The sequence below is a fragment of the Cupriavidus alkaliphilus genome, assembly GCF_014191175.1.
Taxonomy (GTDB): domain Bacteria; phylum Pseudomonadota; class Gammaproteobacteria; order Burkholderiales; family Burkholderiaceae; genus Cupriavidus; species Cupriavidus alkaliphilus.
This window is the reverse complement of record NZ_JACHWE010000001.1, coordinates 910,179-928,069: the sequence shown is the minus strand read 5'-3', so window position 1 is coordinate 928,069 and position 17,891 is coordinate 910,179. Positions and strand designations below refer to the sequence as shown.

15 protein-coding genes are annotated in these 17,891 nt (G+C 65.8%); 3 read left to right on the top strand and 12 right to left on the bottom strand.

What is annotated here, in order from left to right; all coding sequences use genetic code 11:
- The first annotated feature begins 94 nt into the window (after positions 1–94).
- Positions 95–937 carry a GNAT family N-acetyltransferase gene (locus FHX60_RS04425; RefSeq protein ID WP_112774029.1) on the top strand — a complete coding sequence of 281 codons (843 nt, stop codon included), beginning with the start codon at positions 95–97 and terminating at the stop codon, positions 935–937.
- A gap of 69 nt (positions 938–1,006) precedes the next feature.
- Here FHX60_RS04425 and ppx read toward each other — a convergent pair whose 3' ends face one another.
- Entirely contained in the window at positions 1,007–2,539 is a 1,533-nt protein-coding gene (gene ppx, locus FHX60_RS04420; protein WP_112774028.1) for an exopolyphosphatase, read from the bottom strand.
- 154 nt (positions 2,540–2,693) lie between these two features.
- Here ppx and ppk1 point away from each other — a divergent pair, with 154 nt between their 5' ends.
- Positions 2,694–4,820, top strand: coding sequence for a polyphosphate kinase 1 (gene ppk1 / locus FHX60_RS04415; protein WP_116601075.1), 2,127 nt, complete (start codon positions 2,694–2,696; stop codon positions 4,818–4,820).
- A 54-nt stretch (positions 4,821–4,874) separates the two neighbouring features.
- Here the strand turns inward: ppk1 and phoR are convergent, their stop codons facing one another.
- The 11 genes from phoR to FHX60_RS04360 form a co-directional block, all read right to left on the bottom strand.
- A complete protein-coding gene (gene phoR / locus FHX60_RS04410) occupies positions 4,875–6,257 on the bottom strand; it encodes a phosphate regulon sensor histidine kinase PhoR (RefSeq protein ID WP_092309391.1) in 1,383 nt (460 codons plus the stop codon).
- A 112-nt stretch (positions 6,258–6,369) separates the two neighbouring features.
- A complete protein-coding gene (phoB, locus tag FHX60_RS04405; RefSeq protein WP_012353221.1) occupies positions 6,370–7,077 on the bottom strand; it encodes a phosphate regulon transcriptional regulator PhoB in 708 nt (235 codons plus the stop codon).
- A gap of 28 nt (positions 7,078–7,105) precedes the next feature.
- A complete protein-coding gene (gene phoU, locus FHX60_RS04400) occupies positions 7,106–7,810 on the bottom strand; it encodes a phosphate signaling complex protein PhoU (protein WP_018007821.1) in 705 nt (234 codons plus the stop codon).
- A gap of 47 nt (positions 7,811–7,857) precedes the next feature.
- Complete coding sequence (gene pstB / locus FHX60_RS04395) at positions 7,858–8,646, bottom strand: phosphate ABC transporter ATP-binding protein PstB (protein WP_012353223.1); 789 nt, start codon at positions 8,644–8,646, stop codon at positions 7,858–7,860.
- A 51-nt stretch (positions 8,647–8,697) separates the two neighbouring features.
- Positions 8,698–9,600: a phosphate ABC transporter permease PstA gene (gene pstA / locus FHX60_RS04390; RefSeq protein WP_112774025.1), complete on the bottom strand. Its 903-nt coding sequence runs from the start codon at positions 9,598–9,600 to the stop codon at positions 8,698–8,700.
- Positions 9,597–10,565 carry a phosphate ABC transporter permease PstC gene (pstC, locus tag FHX60_RS04385; RefSeq protein ID WP_112774024.1) on the bottom strand — a complete coding sequence of 323 codons (969 nt, stop codon included), beginning with the start codon at positions 10,563–10,565 and terminating at the stop codon, positions 9,597–9,599. Before pstC ends, pstA begins: the two co-directional genes overlap by 4 nt.
- A gap of 117 nt (positions 10,566–10,682) precedes the next feature.
- On the bottom strand, positions 10,683–11,714 hold the full coding sequence (pstS, locus tag FHX60_RS04380) for a phosphate ABC transporter substrate-binding protein PstS (protein ID WP_112774023.1): 1,032 nt from the start codon (positions 11,712–11,714) through the stop codon (positions 10,683–10,685).
- Between the two features lie 230 nt (positions 11,715–11,944).
- Positions 11,945–13,288: a phosphoglucosamine mutase gene (gene glmM / locus FHX60_RS04375; RefSeq protein WP_112774022.1), complete on the bottom strand. Its 1,344-nt coding sequence runs from the start codon at positions 13,286–13,288 to the stop codon at positions 11,945–11,947.
- Positions 13,289–13,349: 61 nt separating this feature from the next.
- Positions 13,350–14,141 (bottom strand): dihydropteroate synthase, encoded by a 792-nt coding sequence (folP, locus tag FHX60_RS04370; protein WP_258396835.1) that lies wholly within the window; start codon positions 14,139–14,141, stop codon positions 13,350–13,352.
- 205 nt (positions 14,142–14,346) lie between these two features.
- Positions 14,347–16,230 (bottom strand): ATP-dependent zinc metalloprotease FtsH, encoded by a 1,884-nt coding sequence (gene ftsH, locus FHX60_RS04365; RefSeq protein WP_012353229.1) that lies wholly within the window; start codon positions 16,228–16,230, stop codon positions 14,347–14,349.
- A 157-nt stretch (positions 16,231–16,387) separates the two neighbouring features.
- Positions 16,388–17,053, bottom strand: a complete 666-nt coding sequence (locus FHX60_RS04360; protein WP_092309409.1) for an RlmE family RNA methyltransferase — start codon at positions 17,051–17,053, stop codon at positions 16,388–16,390.
- 262 nt (positions 17,054–17,315) lie between these two features.
- Here FHX60_RS04360 and FHX60_RS04355 point away from each other — a divergent pair, with 262 nt between their 5' ends.
- Positions 17,316–17,819 (top strand): YhbY family RNA-binding protein, encoded by a 504-nt coding sequence (locus FHX60_RS04355; RefSeq protein WP_112774019.1) that lies wholly within the window; start codon positions 17,316–17,318, stop codon positions 17,817–17,819.
- The last annotated feature ends 72 nt before the right edge of the window (positions 17,820–17,891 follow it).

The window sequence follows — 17,891 nt, the reverse complement described above, 5'->3', positions numbered from 1 at the left end:
CGAAGTCACGCAACCGTCATCGCCGGGTCACGGCATTGTCACCGGCCCTCACTACATTGCATCGCAACAGTTTCGTCACCAAAAGGACATACTGATGCGAGATCTGCCGACGCCTACCCAGCCGCTCTTCGACTCCCTGCCCAATGGCCTCGGCGGCCAGACGGCGCGGAGGCGTCTTCATCGCCCATCGGATACACCTGCACATGAGTCGCCTGTTCTCAGCGTGGCGTGGGCGCGCCACCAGGATGAAGTAGTCGAGGCCCAGCGCCTGCGCTACAAGGTCTTTGCCGAGGAAATGGGCGCGCGCCTGACGTCTTCGGTGCCCGAACTGGACATCGACATGTTCGATGCCTACTGCGACCACCTGATCGTGCGCGACATGGCCACGCTGCGCGTGGTCGGCACCTACCGCGTGCTGCCGCCGCACCAGGCCAAGCGCCTGGGCTGCCTGTACGCCGAATCGGAATTCGACCTGGTGCGCCTGTCGCACCTGCGCCCGAAGATGCTGGAACTGGGCCGCTCGTGCGTGCACCGCGACTACCGCTCCGGCAGCGTCATCATGGCGCTGTGGGGCGGGCTGGGCGAGTACCTGCAGCGCTGGGGCATCGAATCGATGCTGGGCTGCGCCAGCGTGCCGATGAGCGACGGCGGCCACTATGCGGCCAGCCTGCACCGGCTGTTCACCGAGCGCTCGCTGGCACCGATCGAGTACCACGCCTTCCCGCGCCTGCCGCTGCCGGTGGAAGACCTGAACCAGCAGCTGGCGGTCGAGCCGCCCGCGCTGATCAAGGGCTACCTGCGCCTGGGCGCGAAGATCTGCGGCCAGCCCGCCTGGGACCCGGACTTCAACGTGGCGGACTTCCTCACGCTGCTGCGCGTGAACGACATGAATCCGCGCTACGCCCGCCACTTCCTGGGCCTGAACAACGCCGCCTGAGCGGCGCGCACGCGCGGAAGCCCTTCCGGTAACGGCCGCCGCATCGGCGGCCGGCCGCCCCCTTCCCTCTCAGTCGTAGACCACCTTGTAGCGCTTGCCGATGCGCTGCCATTCGTCGGCTTCCTGCGCCAGGCTGTATTCGATCAGCGGATTGGCGTCGATCCACGCCTTCGGCAGGCGCACGGTAAAGCCTTCGTCCAGCGCTTCGGCCAGTTGCGTGACACGGATGTCCGGCAGCGCCACGTCGGAGCGGCGCCGGCACAGCACAAAGGCCAGGCGCAGGCTGAACAGCATGCGCCAGTCGACGAACTTGCCGCTGCCCGACAGCTTGCCCAGCTTGCCCGCATGGCCCAGCAGCAACGTCGCCAGCCGCGCCTGGTCGGTCTTGGAAAAGCCCGGCATGTCGGCATGCGTGGCGATGTAGGCGGAATGCTTGTGGTAGCCGCTGTGCGAGATCGACATGCCGATCTCATGCAGGCTGGCGGCCCAGCCCAGCAGCGCGAGGTTGTCCTCGCGCCGTTCGTTGGCCGGATCCGGAAACTGTGACAGCAGCGTTTGCGCGGTGCGCCGCACGCGGCTGGCCTGCGCGCGGTCGACACCATAGCGGCGCATGAACTGGTCCACCGTGACCGTGCGCATGTCCTCATGGTGGCTGCGTCCGAGCAGGTCGTACAGCACGCCCAGCCGCAGCGCGCCGTCGGTCACGTCCATGCGCTCGATATCGAGTTCGGCGAACACGCCCAGCATGATCGACAGCCCGCCCGGCAGCACCGGGATGCGGTCCGGCTTGAGCCCGGTCAGCTTGACGCGATTGGTGTTCTCGGCCTTGATCAGCGCACGCTTGAGGCGCTCCAGCCCTTCGCGCGTGATGCCGTGCTCGGCATTGCTGTCGTTCATGCCGTTGAGCTCGATCAGCTCGGCCAGCGCGCGCGCGGTGCCGGACGAGCCCACCGCCTGCTCCCAGCCCGCGGCACGGTACTGGCGCACCAGCACCTGGATCTCGCGGCGCGCCGCCAGCTCGGCCTGCTTCATCGCGTATTCGTCGACATTGCCGCTGGGGAAGAATTGGCGGCTGTGCGAGACGCAGCCGATATACAGGCTTTCCATCAGCTTGGACTGGTAGCCGTTGCCGATGATGAATTCGGTCGAGCCACCACCGATATCGACCACCAGTCGGTTGCCCTGGCAGGCCGGCGCATCGTGCGAGGCGCCCAGGTAGATCAGCCGCGCCTCCTCGCGCCCGGCGATCACTTCGATCGGGAAGCCCAGCGCGCCTTCGGCCTCGATCAGGAATTCGGAAGCGTTACGGGCCACGCGCAACGTATTGGTGGCAACGGCGCGCACCTGCCCGGGCGCGAACTCGCGCAGGCGGTCGCCGAAGCGGCGCAGCGCATCGATGCCGCGCCGCCGGGCGGGCTGGTCCAGGTATTTGTCGGGGGTAAGCCCGGCCGCCAGCCGCACCGGCTCGCGCAGCGCGTCCACCTGGAAGATCTGGCTGGCCGGGCCATTGGCCGTCGGGGTTTCGTCCACCCGCCCGATCATCAGACGGAAGCTGTTCGAGCCCATGTCGACGGCGGCCAGCAGGCGTGGAGTGTTGTTCATCGTGTGCTTGGAGGGCAGGTTCGCATTGGCGTTGCGAAGCGCGGCAGGGACACGCTGGTGCCTCGGCCTGCCGCGATTCGCGCCCGGGAAAAATATGTCATGGTCATGTCGGCATCATGACAAAATCAAACTGTCATGAAAGTGACACGATTCTATGAAAAAGTCGCCACATTACCAAAAGAAGGTCATGACCATGTCGACGACTCCGTCCAGTACGCTGCTCAATCGCGAACTGGGCATCCTGGAATTCAATGCCCGCGTGCTGGCGCAAGCCGCGGACCCGAAAGTCCCGCTGCTGGAACGGCTCAAGTTCATCTGCATCGTGTCCAGCAACCTGGACGAGTTCTTTGAAATCCGCATGGCGGGCCTGAAGGAACAGATGCGCGACAATGCCTCGGGCCTGACGCCGGACGGTCTTTCCTTCCAGCAGACCTACCAGCTGGTCACCGAGCGCACGCAACGGCTTGTGGCCTCGCAGTATGACATGCTGCAGAACACCATTTTTCCACTACTTGAAAAAGAAGGGGTCTTTTTCCACCTGACCACCACCTGGACCGACGGCCAGCGTGAATGGGCGCGCGAGTTCTTCCAGCGCGAACTGGCGCCGGTGCTGACCCCGATCGCGCTGGACCCGGCCCACCCCTTCCCGCGCGTGCTCAACAAGAGCCTGAATTTCGTGGTGGAACTGTCCGGCAAGGACGCCTTCGGGCGCGACGCCGATCTCGCCATCGTGCAGGCGCCGCGCGCGCTGCCGCGCGTGGTCAAGATGCCGGAGAAGCTGTCGGGCTATCCGTACGGCTTTGTCATGCTGTCATCGTTCATGCAGGGCTTCGTGCACGAGCTGTTTCCCGCCATCGCCGTGCATGGCTGCTACCAGTTCCGCGTCACGCGCAACTCGGACCTGTTCGTCTCGGAAGACGACATCACCGACCTGCGCGAAGCGCTGCAGGGCGAGCTGCCCGCGCGCCATTTCGGCGACACGGTGCGGCTGGAAATCTCGTCGGATACGCCGGCGCCGCTGGCGCGCCGGCTGCTGCTGGAATCGGGGCTGGCCGAACAGGACCTGTACCGCGTCTCCGGCCCGGTGAACCTGGTGCGGCTGATGCAGATCCCCGACATGGTCGACCGGCCGGCGCTCAAGTTTCCGCCGTACGTGCCGGCGCCGGTCAAGGCCTTTTCCGGCGGTGCGTCGATGTTCGACGTGATGCGCCAGCAGGACATACTGCTGCACCATCCGTACGAGAGCTTCAGTTCGGTGCTAGACCTGCTGCAGCTGGCCGCGGCCGATCCCAACGTGGTCGCGATCAAGCAGACGGTCTACCGCACCGGCAACGAATCGCTGGTGATGGAAGCGCTGATGACCGCGGCGCGCAACGGCAAGGAAGTGACGGTGGTGGTGGAGCTGCTGGCGCGCTTCGACGAGGAAACCAACATCAACTGGGCCGAGCGGCTCGAGTCCGCCGGCGCGCACGTGATCTACGGCGTGGTCGGGCACAAGTGCCACGCCAAGATGCTGCTGATCGTGCGGCGCGAGCCCACCGGGCCCAAGGCAAAGCAGGTCAAGCTGCGCCGCTATGCCCACCTGGGCACCGGCAACTACCACCCGCGCACGGCCCGCCTCTATACCGACTTCGGGCTGCTGACCGCTGACGAGGCCATCTGCGAAGACGTGCACCATGTGTTCCAGCTGCTGACCGGCACCGCCGGCACGATCCGGCTGAACCACCTGTGGCAGTCGCCGTTCACCATGCAGAGCAATCTGGTCGACCATATCCGCGCCGAGGCCCGCAACGCGCGCGCAGGCAAGCCGGCACGCATCATCGCCAAGATGAATGCGCTGCTGGAACCGTCGATCATTGACGAGTTGTACAAGGCCTCGCGCGCCGGCGTGAAGATCGACCTGATCGTGCGCGGCGTGTGCGCGCTGATGCCGGGCGTGCCGGGCATGTCCGAGAACATCTCGGTGCGCTCGATCATCGGGCGCTTCCTCGAACACCACCGCGTCTATTACTTCCACGCCGCCGGCGAAGAGGTGCTCTACCTGTCCAGCGCCGACTGGATGGACCGCAACCTGTTCCGCCGCGTGGAAGTCGCGTTCCCGGTGCTGGACAAGGCGCTGAAGGCGCGCGTCATCAAGGAAAGCCTGCAGGTCCACCTGCGCGACAATGCCTCGGCGTGGATCATGCAGTCCGACGGCAACTACGTGCGCACGCAGACGCGCTCCAAGCATCCGCACGTCAGCCAGAACGATCTGCTGGTGATGTTCGGCGGCACGCCCTGAACCGCCCCTCGCAGGCAAGGAAAAACCCCGCCGCGGCGGGGTTTTTCTTTGGGATCAGGCTGCGCGCCGGGAATTTTCCGGTGCCTGCGGCGTTACCGTCGGACCCGCGCCAGGCACCGGGCTGTCCGCGCTGGCGGCAGCGGAACGCAGGCTGCGCTCGAGCGGGAACACCACGCGGAACACGCTGCCCCGGCCCTCCTCGCTGGTGACGCGCAGTTCGGCATGGTGGCGCGACAGCACGTGCTTGACGATGGCCAACCCAAGGCCGGTGCCGCCGGTGTCGCGCGAACGGCTGCGGTCGACGCGGTAGAAGCGCTCGGTCAGCCGGGGAATATGTTCGGCCGCGATGCCCAGGCCGGTATCGGCCACCGAGAACACCGCGTGGCCGTCTTCCCACGCGAGCCGCATGGTGATGCGCCCGCCTTCCGGCGTGTAGCGCACCGCGTTCGATACCAGGTTGCCCAGCGCCGACATCAGCTCGGTTTCCGCGCCACGCATGCCCACGGTCGGATCGATCTCGGCCGCGACGTGGTGCCGTCCCTGCGACAGCGCCTCGGCGTCGTGCATCAGGTGCGCCACCATGGCGCGCATCGGCACCACGTCATGTCCCGGCGGCTGCGCGTCGCTTTCCAGCTTGGCCAGCGCCAGCAGGTCTTCGACGATGCTCTGCATCCGCACCGACTGCGCCAGCATCATGTCGATGTAGCGGCGCCGGTCCTCCTCCGACACCGGCAGGTCGCGCACGGTCTCGAGGAAGCCGGTCATCACGGTCAGCGGGGTCTTCAGTTCGTGCGAGACATTGGCGACGAAGTCGCGCCGCATCGCCTCGGTGTTTTCCAGCTTGGTGATGTCCTGGGTGATCACCAGCTTGCGGTTGTCGCCATACGGCAGGATCTGCACCGCGATCGCGCTGTGCTTGTGCTCGCCCATGTCGCGCATCACCAGCGGGTCGTCGAACTGTTGCCGGGTCAGGTAGTGGACGAACTCCGGCCGGCGGATCAGGTGGGTAATGCGCTGGCGCACGTCGCGCCGCGCGTTCAGGCCGAAATGCTGCTCGGCGACGTCGTTGCACCACTCGATCTGGTCGGCGTCATCGAGCATCAGCACGCCGTTGGGCGAGGCCTGGATCGCCTGGATGAAGCGCGTGTGCTGCTGCTCCACCTGCAGCACCTGGGTGCGCCAGCGCTTGACCAGCCGGTGCAGGCGGTAATACACCTCGCCCCACAGGCCGAGCGCGCTCGGGATCTCGCCGTAGACGGGCGCGTCCAGCACCTTCCACAGCCGGTTGATCTGGTACAGGTAGTAGAACAGCAGGCCGAGCAGGGAAACGCAGGCCAGGGCCAGCGCCGGCACGGGGCCGGCGACCAGGTAGACGCCGGCGGACAGCACCAGCAGGCTGATCAGGATGGCCGCAGAACGGGCCCAGATGACATTCATGCGCAGGGTTCAGGCTCGCAGCCAGCCATGGAAACGGCTGCCTGCAGGGTTGCGACGGAGTGTGCCACGATTTCGCCGCGCCCTGCCAGCGGCTTGAGACCCGTGCGGCGGTTCAGGCGCCAGGGGTGCGCGCCAGCCGGTAGCCGCTGCCACGCACGGTTTCGATCATGTTGCTGTAGCCGCCCGGCGTCAGCGCGGCGCGCAGGCGCTTGATATGGACGTCGACCGTGCGCTCCTCGACAAAGACGTGGTCGCCCCAGACCTGGTCGAGCAGCTGCGAGCGGCTGTGCACGCGCTCCGGATGCGTCATCAGGAAGTGCAGCAGGCGAAACTCGGTGGGCCCCAGGTCCAGCTTGATCGGGCCGCTCTCGTCCTGGCCGGTCACGCGGTGCGTGGCCGGGTCCAGCCGCAGGCCGTTGATCGCCACCACGTCGTCGGTCAGCTGCGGCGCGCGGCGGCGCAGCACGGCCTTGATCCGCGCCAGCAGCTCCTTGGGCGAGAACGGCTTGGTGACGTAGTCGTCGGCACCGGCTTCGAGGCCCATCACCTTGTCCTGCTCCTCGCCGCGGGCGGTCAGCATGATGATGGGGATCTGGCGGGTGCGGTCGTTGGCGCGCAACTCCTTGGCGAAGTTCGCGCCTGACTTGCCCGGGAGCATCCAGTCGAGCAGCACCAGGTCGGGCAGCACATCGCTCATCAGCGACAGCGCCTGCTCGGCGTTGTAGGCCCGGATCGGATAATGCCCCGCGTGCTGCAGGTTCACGGCGATCAGTTCGGCGATCGCCGGTTCGTCTTCGACAACGAGAATACTGCTTGGCATGTGTATGGTTCTCCGTGGGCGGCTGTACTCAGCTCAGCGCTTCGCGCTCCATGTCCTCGCGCGAGACATGGCGGACGTCCGTCCCCTTGACAATGTAAATGATAAATTCCGCGATGTTCTTGGCGTGATCGCCGATGCGCTCCACGGCCTTGGCGATGAACAGGAAATCCAGCGCCACCGAAATCGTGCGCGGGTCTTCCATCATGTACGTGATCAGCTTGCGCACGAAGCCGCGGAATTCCTCGTCGATGGCCTTGTCGTCCTTGACGATGCGCGCCGCCGCGACCGTATCCAGCCGGGCAAAGGCATCGAGCGCCTGGCGCAGCAGCGAAATCGCCATCTCGCCCGAGAGCTTGACCTCGGCGTAGTTGATGCTGTGCGCCGACGCGTCTTCCATGATGTGCTTGGTGCGCTTGGCGATCTTCTCGGCCTCGTCGCCGGCGCGCTCCAGGTTGGTGATGGTCTTGGAGATGGCCATCACCAGGCGCAGGTCGCGCGCGGTCGGCTGGCGCCGGGCGATGATGTTGCCGCAATCGGCATCGATCTCGACTTCCAGCGCGTTGAGCTGGATCTCGCGGGCGATCACCTGGTCGGCGATCTCGGCGTCGAAGTCGGTCAGCGCGCGCATGGCCAGCTCGATCTGCGACTCCACCAGGCCGCCCATCTGCAGCAGCTTGGTGTTGATGGCGTTGAGGTCTGCGTCGAACTGGGTCGAGAGGTGCTTGTCAGTCATGGGATTCTCCTGGGCGCTTATGGATATGCTAGTCCCTGCCCTGCCTGTCAGCCGAAGCGGCCGGTGATGTAGTCTTCCGTTTCCTTGCGGTGCGGCTTGATGAAGATCTTCTCGGTCTCGCCGAACTCGATCAGCTCGCCCAGGTACATGTAGGCGGTGTAGTCCGAGCAGCGCGCCGCCTGCTGCATGTTGTGCGTCACGATCACCACGGTGTACTCGTCCTTCAGCTCGGCGATCAGCTCTTCGATGCGGCCGGTGGAAATCGGGTCGAGCGCCGAGCACGGCTCGTCCAGCAGCAGCACTTCGGGGCGGATGGCGATGCCGCGCGCGATGCACAGGCGCTGCTGCTGGCCGCCGGACAGGCCGTAGCCTGACTGGTGCAGCTTGTCCTTGGCCTCGTTCCACAGCGCCGCCTTGGTCAGCGCCCACTCCACGCGGTCGTCCATTTCCGAGCGCGACAGCTTCTCGAACAGGCGCACGCCGAAGGCGATGTTGTCATAGATCGACATCGGGAACGGCGTCGGCTTCTGGAACACCATGCCGACCTTGGCGCGCAGCAGCGCGATATCCTGCTTGGCGGTCAGCAGGTTGTCGCCGTCCATGTTGATCTCGCCCTCGGCGCGCTGCTCGGGATAGAGCGCGTACATCTTGTTGAAGGTGCGCAGCAGCGTCGACTTGCCGCATCCCGACGGGCCGATGAAGGCCGTGACCTTGCGGTCCGGGATCGACATGTTGATGTTCTTCAGGGCATGGAACTGGCCGTAGTAGAAGTTCAGGTTGCGCACGTCGATCTTGGCGCGAACCGAATCGGGAATGTCGATGACGGTGGAGGTCATTGCGTTTTCTCGCTTGCAGTCTTGGGGCGGTCCGGATGACGGGCGCGCCGCTTATTTCTTGAACAGGATGCGCGCCAGGATATTCAGGGCCAGCACGCCGATCGTAATCAGGAACACACCCGCCCAGGCCAGTTGCTGCCATTCGGTGAACGGGCTCATGGCAAACCGGAAGATCGTCACCGGCAGGTTGGCCATCGGCTTGTTCAGGTCGGTGGTCCAGAACTGGTTGGACAGCGCGGTGAACAGCAGCGGCGCGGTTTCGCCGGCGATACGGGCCACGGCCAGCAATACGCCGGTCACAATTCCCGCGTACGATGACTTCACCGTGATCGACAGCACCATCTTCCACTTGGGCGTGCCCAGGGCGAAGGCGGCCTCGCGCAGCGCGTTGGGCACCAGGTTCAGCATGTTCTCGGTGGTGCGCACCACGATCGGCACCTGCAGCAGCGCCAGCGCGCAGATGCCGGCCCAGCCCGAGAAGTGGCCCATGCGGGTCACCACCAGCGCGTAGACGAACAGGCCGATCACGATCGACGGCGCCGACAGCAGGATGTCGTTGATAAAGCGGATCAGGCTGGCCAGCGGCGAGCTCTTGCCGTACTCGGCCAGGTAGATGCCCGCCAGGATGCCCAGGGGCGTGCCGAACAGCGTGGCCATGCCGACCATCACGAAGCTGCCGAAGATGGCATTGGCGAGGCCGCCGCCGGCGGTATTAGGGGCCGGCGTCATCTGCGTGAACAGGTCCAGCGACAGCCCGCCGACGCCCAGCGTGACGGTGGTCCACAGGATCCACGCCAGCCAGAACAGGCCGAAGCCCATCGCCACCAGCGAGGCGCTCAGCGCGTACAGGTTGACGCGGCGGCGGCGGCCCTGCAGGCGCGCGCGCACGGCATCGGCATCGGGACGGACGGCGGGAATCGATACGGAAGACATGGCTTGGCTCGCTTGGCTCATTTTGCGCCCTCATTCTTGGCCAGTCGCAGCAGCAGCAGCTTGGACAGCGCCAGCACCACGAAGGTGATGAAGAACAGGATCAGGCCCAGCTCCATCAGCGCGGCGGTATGCAGGCCGGCGCCGGCTTCGGCGAACTCGTTGGCGAGCGCCGAGGTAATGCTGTTGCCCGGCGAGAACAGCGAGGCGCTGTCCAGCAGGTTGGTGTTGCCGATCACGAAGGTGACGGCCATGGTCTCGCCCAGCGCGCGGCCCAGGCCCAGCATCACGCCGCCGATCACGCCGGCGCGGGTGTAGGGCAGCACCACGTTCCACATCACTTCCCAGGTGGTGCAGCCCACGCCGTAGGCGGATTCCTTGAGCAGCACCGGGGTGACTTCGAACACGTCGCGCATCACCGAGGCGATGTACGGAATGATCATGATCGCCAGGATCACGCCCGCGCACAGCAGGCCGATGCCCAGCGGCGCGCCCTGGAACAGCTTGCCGACCACCGGCAACTGGCCCACCGTGGCGGCCAGGGGCTTCTGGAAATATTCGCCGAAGATCGGCGCGAACACGAGCAGGCCCCACATGCCGTAGACGATCGACGGCACCGCGGCCAGCAGCTCGATGGCGGTGCCGAGCGGGCGGCGCAGCCAGGCTGGCGACAGCTCGGTCAGGAACAGGGCGATGCCGAAGCTGACCGGCACCGCGATGATCAGTGCGATCAGCGAGGTCACGATGGTGCCGTAGATCGGCACCAGCGCACCATAGACATCGGCGGGGGGATCCCACTCCGAGGACCACAGGAAGCGCGCGCCGAAGGCCTCGATCGAGGGCCAGGCGCTGATCGCGAGCGAGACGATGATGCCGCCCAGCAGCAGCAGCGTCACGATCGCGGCGCCCCGCGTCAGGCCGCCGAACAGGATGTCGCCCATGCGGCTCGGGGGCTGGACGTTGCGGGTGTCGGAGGGGATAGTCGCCATGTCGGGAATTCAGGGTGGATCGCCGCTCGCGCCTGGGCGGGAGCACGGTGGCCGGGCCGGTTTCGGGCTGCCCGGCCAGCGCCGCCGCGCACACGCGCGGCCGGCTATGCCGTCAGATCAGTACAGCGCCTTGCCCGAAGCGTCCTTGACGCTGGTCTTCCAGGTCGAACGGATCTGGTTGACCACGTTCTCCGGCAGCGGCACGTAGTCGAGTTCGGCGGCCATGTTGGCGCCGCTCTTGTAGGCCCAGTCGAAGAACTTCAGCACTTCGGTGCCCTGCGCCGGCTTTTCCTGGTTCTTGTGGACCAGGATGAAGGTGGCGCCGGCGATCGGCCAGGCGTCCTTGCCCGGCTGGTTGGTCAGGATCTGGTAGTAGCTCTTGCTCCAGTCCGCGCCGGCGGCGGCGGCCTTGAAGGCGTCGTCACCCGGCTTGACCACCGCACCCGACGCGTTCTTCATGTTCACGTGGGTCATCTTGTTCTGCTTGGCGTAGGCGTACTCGACATAGCCGATCGCACCGTTCAGGCGCTGCACGAAGGCGGCCACGCCCTCGTTGCCCTTGCCGCCGGTGCCGCCGCCCGGCCAGTTGACCGTGGTGCCCTCGCCGACCGTGCCCTTCCAGTCAGCGCTGACCTTGGACAGGTAGTTGGTGAAGATGAAGGTGGTGCCCGAACCGTCGGCACGGCGCACCGGCAGGATGTCCTGGCTCGGCAGCTTGGCTTGCGGGTTCAGCGCCTTGATGGCGGGATCATCCCACTTCTTGATCTTGCCCAGGTAGATGTTGGCCAGCACCTCGCCGGTGATCGTCAGCTCGCCCGGCTTCACGCCTTGCAGGTTGATCACCGGCACCACGCCACCGATCACGGTCGGGAACTGGACCAGGCCCTGCTTGTTCAGGTCCTCGTCCTTCAGCGGCGCGTCCGAGGCGCCGAAATCGACCGTCTTGGCACCGATCTGCTTGATGCCGCCGGACGAGCCGATGGATTGATAGTTGACCTTGTTGCCCGTTGCTTTGTTATATGCGTCGGCCCACTTGGAATACACGGGCGCCGGGAAGGAAGCGCCTGCACCGGTAATTTCCGCCGCGAACGCAGTACCCGCCACCACCATCGAAACGATGCCTGCCACGGCAGTCTTGACCAGCTTCATATGTCCTCCAGAGAACATTGGTTGGGAATGACAAATTTTTGACAAGACGAACTTTATGCTGCCTGTATGACAATTCCGTGACATCTTTAAATCTTCTTGAAACTGGCCTGCAGCAAGGTAATGACGGGATGGTGCCGCCTTGCGGTGGGGAAAATATGACGGCGGTTAATTGCGCAGTTAGATAAAAAAACGCCGGGCGGGCCCGGCGTTCGTTTCTGGGATGGGCGCTATCAGGCACCCAGCGCATCCGCCAGCTTCCTGGCCGCGCGCTCGGCCATCTCGGCCTGCTCCGCTTCGACCATCACGCGCACCACGGGCTCGGTGCCGGAGGCACGAATCAGCACCCGGCCGCGGCCCTCCAGTTCCGGCTCCACCGCGGCACGCGCCGCCTGCAGGCCAGCATGGGTCTGCCAGTCGAACCCCTTCTGCACGCGTACATTGATCAGCGTCTGCGGGAACAGCTTCACGCCGTCGAGCAGTTGCGCCAGGGTCTTGCCGCTGCGGCGCAATGCGCCCAGCACCTGCAGCGCCGAGACGATGCCGTCGCCGGTGCTGTGGCGATCCAGGCACAACAGGTGGCCGGAGCCCTCGCCGCCCAGCGTCCACTTGCGCTTGTTCAGTTCTTCCAGCACATAGCGGTCGCCCACCTTGGCGCGCACGAAGTCGACGCCCTCGCGCTTGAGCGCCAGCTCCACCGCCATATTCGTCATGAGCGTGCCGACCGCGCCGGGAACCGCCTGCCCGACGGCCTGGCGGTCGCGCACGATCAGGTAGAGCAGTTCGTCGCCGTTGTAGAGGCGGCCATCGGCATCCACCACCTGCAGCCGGTCCGCATCGCCATCGAAGGCCAGGCCCAGGTCCGCGCCGTTGGCCTTGACCGCCTCGATCAGCTTTTCCGGCGCGGTGGCGCCGTAGCCGGCGTTGATATTGCGGCCGTTCGGCTGGTTGCCGATGGCGACCACGTCGGCGCCCAGTTCATGGAACACCGGCGGCGCAATGTGATAGGCCGCGCCATGGGCGCAGTCGACCACCAGCTTCAGGCCATGCAGGTCCTGCTCGTACGGGAAGGTGCTCTTGCAGAATTCGATATAGCGACCGGCTGCATCGTCGATGCGGCGGGCGCGTCCCAGGTCGTCGGAGGGGGCGCACACCATGGGCTCGTCCAGGGCCGTCTCGATCGCCGCCTCGACTGCGTCGGGCAGCTTGTCGCCGCTGGCCGAGAAGAACTTGATGCCGTTGTCGTAGTAGGGATTGTGGCTGGCCGAAATCACCACGCCGGCCGACAGCCGCAGCGCCCGCGTCAGGTAGGCGATGCCGGGAGTCGGCAGCGGGCCGGTCAGCAACACATGCACGCCCGCCGAGGTAAAGCCGGCTTCCAGCGCGGCTTCCAGCATGTAGCCCGAAATGCGGGTGTCCTTGCCGATCAGCACGGTCGGCTTGCCCTGCCCGGTCCTGGCGCCGTGCGCGAGCACCTTGCCCGCGGCATGCCCCAGCCGCATCACGAAGTCCGGCGTGATCGGCGCATCGCCGACCTTGCCCCGCACGCCATCGGTCCCGAAATACTTGCGTGTCATTCTTTGTTTCCCTTTCTCTGCTGTGTTCTGTCTTGGTGGCGCCGACCGGGCGTCGCCTGGCTCAGCCCGCGCTGACGGATTCGTTGCGCACGGCCCACCAGGTCTTCACGGCATCGACGGTCTGCTCCACATCATGAACGCGTACGATCCACGCACCGCGCTCCACCGCACATACCGCCGCGGCAATGCTGGCGGCGACACGCTGCTGTGGCGGCCGGCCACCAAGGATGGCGCCCAGCGTGGACTTGCGCGAGATGCCTGCCAGCACCGGCAGGCCGTCGAGCGCCAGCTTCGGCAACTGCCCGAGCAGGCGCAAATTATGATCCGGTGTCTTGCCGAAGCCAAATCCCGGATCGAGGCAGATCCGGGCCTCGTCGATCCCGGCGGCGCGCAGCACGGCGACGCGCTCTGCCAGGAACTGCGCGACCTCGGCGACCACATCGTCGTAGTGCGGGTCCTCCTGCATGGTCTGCGGATCGCGCTGCATATGCATCACGCACAGGCCCGCCTGCCCGCCCGCCACCGCCTCGACCGCGCCTGGCATGCGCAAGCCCCAGATATCGTTGATGAGATCGGCTCCGGCCGCAAGCGCGGCGCGCATGACCTCGGGCTTGTAGGTGTCGATCGACAGCGGCTTGCCGCAGTCGCGCAGCGCTTCCACCACAGGGATCACGCGCGCCAGCTCGTCCGCCAGCGGCAGCGCGGCCGAACCGGGCCGGCTGGATTCCCCGCCGATGTCGATGATGTCGACGCCCTCGGCAATCATCTGCTCGGCATGGCGCAGCGCCGCGTCGCGGCTGGCGTGCTGGCCGCCGTCGGAAAAGGAGTCGGGCGTGACGTTGAGGATGCCCATCACCAGCGGACGCTGGTCCAGGGCAAAGCGGAAACGGCCGCACTGGAAGTGCCGGATCTGAGTCGTCTGCTGCAAGGTAGGAAGGCTTTGGCGATGCGCGCGGCTCGGCCGCGCAAAAAGGAAAAGCCGGTGCACCAGGCACCGGCTTCAGGGACAGGCACTACACAGCCATCGCTACAGCGTCGTCAGTGGGACGAGCGCCGGGTCAGGCCGTGGCGGGCGCGTTGGTCGGCGCCACCGGCGAACCGCCCGAAGGCGTGCTGCCGCCACCGTTCGGGCCCGACGCGCTGCGCGGCGGACGCGGCGGCTTGCCGGCCATGATGTCGTTGACCTGGTCGGCGTCGATGGTTTCCCATTCCATCAGCGCGTTGGTCATGGCTTCGACCTTGTCGCGGTTCTCTTCGAGCAGGCGCTTGGCCAGCGCGTATTGCTCGTCGATGATGCGGCGGATCTCGGCGTCGACCTTCTGCTGCGTGGCTTCCGACACGGTCTTCGACGACAGCTTGCCGAACATGCCGTCCTGCTCGGTATCGACGTAGACCATCGCACCCAGCGAATCGCTCATGCCGAAGCGGGTCACCATGTCGCGCGCGATCTTGGTGGCACGCTCGAAGTCGTTGGAAGCGCCGGTGCTCATGGCGTTGAGGAAGACCTCTTCCGCCGCGCGGCCGCCGAACAGGATGGCGACCTCTTCCAGCATGCTGTCCTTGTACTTCGAATACTTGTCATGCTCCGGCAGCTGCCAGGTCACGCCCAGCGCCCAGCCGCGCGGCATGATGGTGACCTTGTGCACCGGGTCGGCCTTGGGCAGCAGCTTGGCCACCACCGCATGGCCGGACTCGTGGTAAGCCGTGGCGCGGCGCTCTTCCTCGCGCATCACTGTCGACTTGCGCTCCGGACCCATGTAGATCTTGTCCTTGGCGTCCTCGAAATCCTGCATGTCGACCACGCGCTTGTTGCGACGAGCGGCAAACAGCGCGGCCTCGTTGACCAGGTTGGCCAGGTCGGCGCCCGAAAAGCCCGGGGTGCCACGCGCGATCACGGAGGCGTCGACGTCGTTGCCGATCGGCACCTTGCGCATATGGACCTTCAGGATCTGCTCGCGGCCGCGGATGTCCGGCAGGCCCACGTAGACCTGGCGGTCGAAACGGCCCGGACGCAGCAGCGCCTTGTCCAGCACGTCGGCACGGTTGGTCGCGGCGATCACGATCACGCCCGAGTTGGCCTCGAAGCCGTCCATCTCGACCAGCATCTGGTTCAGGGTCTGCTCGCGCTCGTCGTTGCCGCCGCCCATGCCGGCGCCACGATGGCGGCCGACCGCGTCGATTTCATCGATGAACACGATGCAGGGGGCCTGCTTCTTGGCGTTCTCGAACATGTCGCGCACACGGGCCGCGCCCACGCCGACGAACATTTCAACGAAGTCGGAACCCGAGATGCTGAAGAACGGCACCTTGGCCTCGCCGGCGATGGCGCGCGCCAGCAGCGTCTTGCCGGTACCCGGAGGGCCGACCAGCAGCACACCGCGCGGGATGCGGCCGCCCAGCTTCTGGAACTTCTGCGGGTCCTTGAGGAAGTCGACCAGCTCGACCACTTCTTCCTTGGACTCGTCGCAGCCGGCCACGTCCTGGAACGTGACGGCGTTCTGGTTCTCGTCGATCAGCCGCGCACGCGACTTGCCGAATGAGAATGCGCCGCCTTTTCCGCCACCCTGCATCTGACGCATCATGTAGAACCAGAACACGATGATCAGCAGGGTCGGCCCGAGGTAATACAGGGCCTGGACCAGCACGTTGGGTTCGTCGTCCGCCTTGCCGGTGACCTGCACGCCGTACTTCATCAGGTCGCCGACCATCCAGATGTCGCCCGGCGAGATGATGGTGTACTTGGCCCCTTCCTTGGGCGAGACCACCAGGTTGCGGCCCTGCACGTCGACGCGCGACACCTTGCCGTTCTTGGCGTCATCCATGAACTGCGAATAGGTGACGCTGTCCTGCGCACGGGGCTTGTCGAACTGCTTGAAGACGGTAAACAACACCAGCGCGATCACGAGCCAGATTGCCGCCTTTTGAAACAGGTTGTTATTCAAGGCCGAACTCCTTTGCAATTGCCTTGCCAACGGATAGCTGCATTGTAATGCAGCCCCCGCCCTCGAGGGGAAACAGAGAAACTATGATGCCGATAGCACCGGGTGAGGGTATTTCCCTCTACATTTCTTCTTCCGCCCTGGCTTGTATCGAGATCGGTCAATCCACTGCCTTGAGGTAGCGCCCAAGGATAAAGGTTTCGGAAGACTTGTCGCGCGACGCCTTGGGCTTGCGCTTTGCGACCACTTTGAACTGCCGCTTGAACTTTTCCACGATCTGGCTGTAGCCGCTCCCGTGGAAACACTTTACCAGCAATGCTCCCTCCGGCTTAAGGTGGGCCTGCGCAAATTCAAGCGCCAGGTCGCACAAGTACTCGATCCGGGCAGCATCGGCGGAGGCCACACCGGACAAATTGGGGGCCATGTCGGACAAAACAAGGTCAATCTTGTTGCCGCCGGAAGCGTCCAGCACCACACTTTCGAGCTCTCGGAAAACCGATTCTTCGCGGAAATCGCCCTGGATGAAAGTGACGTCGGCAACAGGTTCCATCGGCAGCAGGTCGATTGCCACGACCGCGCCGTCAATCCGGCCGTCCTTGGCGCGGGGCGAGTCGGCCAGCTTGTTGCGGGCGTACTGGCTCCAGCTGCCGGGCGCCGCGCCCAGGTCGACGATGACCTGGCCCGGGCGGATCAGCTTGTCCTGCTCGTCGATCTCCTTGAGCTTGTACGCCGCGCGGGCGCGGTAGCCCTCGCGCTGCGCCATTTTGACGTACGGATCGTTGATGTGGTCGTGCAGCCACGAATGGTTGAACTTGTTCTTTGCCATGCCAGATACCAGCCTGTTCCCTGCCCGCGCGCGCCGGCCGGGCCGGCGGCGCAGGTTTTCCTACTGTTTTGATGATTTTGCTGCCCGACAGTGCCGGATTGACGGATAATACGCGCCAATCCGCATCCCGGCTTGCCGCCATCCGGCGGCCGTCGGCAGCCTGTTCCCGTGCGCCGTGTCACGACCGGCGCGGGCGGCAGCGCCCGATTACCAGCGCCACGCGCTCTATCACTATTTCAAGCGCCTTATCCGGCGCCAACCTATGCCCGCTCTACAACTCGTCCCCGCCCAGCGCTCCGACCTGCGCTCCCGTGCCCATGCCCTGAACCCGGTCGTGATGGTCGGCGCCGAAGGCCTGACCCGCGCCGTGCTGGCCGAAATCGACCGCAGCCTGGCGGCCCACGACCTGATCAAGATCCGCGTGTTCGGTGACGACCGCGAAGCGCGCATCGCCATCTACGAAGAAATCTGCGACCAGCTCAGCGCCGCGCCGATCCAGCATATCGGCAAGCTGCTGGTGGTCTGGCGTCCGGGCGAAGCCCGCCTGAAGGAAAACCAGGCCGATGACCTCGGCCGGCACACGCCCGCGCGCCGCGGCGGCGCCGCCCCGCGCACGGTGACGGTGAAGAAGCCCAGCGCCGCGCCGAACCGCCGTCCGACCCGCAAGGAAGTCACGGTGCTCGGCAACGAGCGCGTTACCGCCGGCGGCAATGTAAAGCGCTCGCGCGCGCGCCCGACCAGCCAGAAGAAGAAGGCGCTGGGCTGAAGCCCCGGCAGCCATAAACAAACGGGCGCCGCCAGGCGCCCCGATGCCGGCACGCCGCGGCAGCGGCCGTGC